This is a genomic window from Roseovarius halophilus (ex Wu et al. 2025) (genome assembly GCF_047086965.1).
In genome coordinates, this window is record NZ_JBKOTX010000373.1 from 1 (window position 1) to 2,997 (window position 2,997).

The 2,997-nt window shown below is 71.2% G+C and carries 3 protein-coding genes; all 3 read left to right on the plus strand.

Translation table 11 applies throughout. The annotated features are described in order from the left end of the window. Positions 1-107 precede the first annotated feature (107 nt). Entirely contained in the window at positions 108-1,613 is a 1,506-nt protein-coding gene (locus ACH107_RS31615) for a hypothetical protein (protein ID WP_412509602.1), read from the plus strand. Then, positions 1,610-2,446: a hypothetical protein gene (locus ACH107_RS31620; protein ID WP_412509603.1), complete on the plus strand. Its 837-nt coding sequence runs from the start codon at positions 1,610-1,612 to the stop codon at positions 2,444-2,446. Before ACH107_RS31615 ends, ACH107_RS31620 begins: the two co-directional genes overlap by 4 nt. A 6-nt stretch (positions 2,447-2,452) precedes the next feature. Then, positions 2,453-2,997, plus strand: a 545-nt coding sequence (locus tag ACH107_RS31625; protein ID WP_412509604.1) for a hypothetical protein, incomplete at its 3' end; no start/stop codon positions are given.

Consider the following 2,997-nt stretch of genomic DNA (forward strand, 5'->3'; position numbering starts at 1 on the left):
TCTACAACTTCTCATTCACCGACGAATCGGTTAGTCATCACATGGACAAGCGTCGATATAAAGAGAAATTCCTCAATGCCGTTTGACCCTGAGATTGCTCCGACGCGGTGGCCGATGGCCGGCTGGATCACGGGCAGGCGCGCACGGCGCCGCTGCACCCCTTCCTCAGGCGGATGCGCGGCGCGGGCACGCACCTGCGGGATGCCGCCGGGCTGGCCCTGCAGGGCAAGGCGGGGCTGGCGCGCATCGCGGCGGGCTTTGCCGTGGTCAGCACGGGGCGTACCGTCTGGACCCTGCGCGAGGCCCTCGGCCCCGGCCTGAAAAACGCCATCGGCGGGTTCGACGCCCGGCTCTATTCACTGTCGCCGGGCCTGCCGCCCCGGCCGCCCGTCTCGCAGCCCGCCCCTGACAGTCCGGCGCAGGACCATGGCCGCATCGTCGACCGGCGCAAGGAGCCGGGCTGGACGCCGGATTTCACCGCCGACAGCCCGGCGGTCACGGTGCTGGTGCCCACGCTCAACCCCACCGAGGTCTTCGCCGGGATCGCCACCGCGCTCGATATCGGGCTGGGGCTGGCCCGGCGCGGCTTCGAGGTGCGCTTCGTGGCCACCGACCTGCCGATCTCCTCGCCCGGCAGCTCGCGCAGCTTCATCCTGAACCGGCTGGGCACGCAGGCCGGCGCGCAGGCGGCGGCGGGGCGCCTGCACCTGCATTGCGGCGTGCAGAGCACCACCCTGCCCGCCCATCGCGACGACATCTTCCTCGCCACCGCCTGGTGGAGCGCGCATGTCGCCGAGAAACTGGTCCGCCGCCACGGCATGACGCAGGAACGCTTCCTGTACCTGATCCAGGATTACGAGCCGCGCTTCTATGCCTGGGGGCCGGAATACGCCGACGCGGTGGCCAGCTACGGGTTCGATTTCGAGCCCATCTTCAACACCACGCTGCTGCGCGACTTCTTCGCCGGGGAAGGATACGGCTTTGCCACCGCCGACGCGCTGGCCTTTCACCCGGCGATCGACATCGCCCGCTATGCCCGCGGCGCCCGGCCCGGTCGCGGGGACGGGCCGCGGCGGCTGGCGCTTTACGGGCGCCCGGACGTGCCGCGCAACATGTACGCCACCGCCGTGGAGGCGCTGGCGCGCTTCGTGGCGGAGGCCGGGCTGGGCCCGCGCGACATCGAGCTGGTCTCGGTCGGGCAGCGCCATGGCGATGTCACCCTGCCCGGGGGGCTGACGCTGAAGAGCCTCGGCAAGCTGCCCTGGGAGGACTATCCCGACTACCTGCGCAGTGTCGACCTGGGGCTGTCGCTGATGTATTCGCCCCATCCCAGCCATCCGCCGCTGGAAATGGCCGCCGCCGGGGTGCGGGTGGTCACCAACCGGTTCGGCCCCAAGGACCTGGGCCGGCTGACCCCGGCGATCCGGTCGGTCCCGGCCACGGCGCCGGACCTGGCGCGCGCGCTGGCCGCTTCCTGGGAGGCGGGGCCGGTGCCGCGGGCGGACCGCGAGATCGACCTTGGCGCGCTCGGGCTCGCGCCCGAGGACATGATGGACAGGCTGGCCGCGCGGCTGGCCGGACGGCTGCCGCACGCGAAAGGACACCAGGCATGACCCGATCGATCATATTGCACGTGGGCTCGCCCAAATGCGGCTCGACCTACCTGCAATACGTGATGCAACAGAACGCCGGGCGGCTGCTGGCGCAGGGCATCCGCTATCCGGACGCGCCGGGGACGCATCCGGGCAACGCCGCCGACCTGGCCGACATCACCGCCGCGCAGGTCGCGGCGATGTTCGAGGACGGCGTGCACACGGCGGTGCTGAGCCACGAGGACCTCTATTCGCTGCCCAAGCGCGGCCGGGCGCTGGCCGCCATCGCCGCCGAGGCGGGCATCGCGGTGCAGCCGCTGGCCTTCCTGCGGCCCTTCAGCGATTTCGTCTTCGGCGATTACTCGCAATTCATGAAACAGCATTTCGAGACCTTCCTGGCCGAGCGGAAACCCTATGGCGGGCGCGATTTCGCCGCCTTCGCGCAGCGCCGGATCGACGGCATGAAACCGGCCGCCTACCTGCGCAACTGGGGCAAGCTGTTTCCCGACCGGCCGGTCGTGCTGGACAATGCCCGCAACATCCGCCCCGTGCTGGAGCGGCTGCTGGACCATCCCGAGGGGCTCGACTGGGAGGTGGCGGCCCACCGCACCAACCCCTCGCTGCGGATGGAGGATTGCGACCGCATCGCCGCCGCCATGCGCGACCCGGACCGCACCGACCGGGAGATCCGCAAGATGTTCCGCGACGCCTTCCACAACACGGGCGACCCGGATGCCGGGCGCAGCGCCGAACGCATCGCCTGGCTGGAGGCACAGTTCGAGCCCCAGAACGCGGCCCTGCTGGAGGAGTTCGGGTTCGACAACCGCCGCCCGGCCGACCCGGACGGGGGCTGAGCGGGCATGGCGCGCCGGATCATCCTGCACGTGGGCGCGCCCAAATGCGGCTCCACCTACCTGCAGCGCTGCCTCCTCCAGAGCCGCGAGACGCTGGCGGCGGCCGGCATCGCCTACCCGCATCCCGGCACGGGCCATCCCGGCAACGGCGCGGATATCAGGGACTGGGACGCGGGCCGGCTCGCGGCGCTGTTCGCGCCCGGCATCCATACCGCGGTGATCAGCCACGAGGACCTGCTCAACGCCACCAAGCGCGGCGCGCCGCTGGTCCGGCTGGCCGGCGAGGCGGGGATCACGCTGGAGGTGCTGGCCTTCCTGCGGCCGTTCCGCGATTTCATCTACGGCAGCTATTCGCAGCAGATGAAGCAGCATTTCGAAACCTGGCTGGCGGCCGGGCAGGCCTATGACGGGCAGGATTTCGACGCGTTCTGCGCGGCCTGGGCCGCGCGCTACCGCCCGGCCGGGAAACTGGCGTCCTGGGCCGGGATGGCCGCGCCCGGCCGCTTCACCCTCGCCCCGCATGACGCGCTGCGCCCCACGGTCGAGGCGCT

Bases quoted from the DNA above. Each gene is read 5' to 3' on its own strand.
- ACH107_RS31620 (WP_412509603.1), top strand. From the start codon at position 1,610: ATGACCCGATCGATCATATTGCACGTGGGCTCGCCCAAATGCGGCTCG.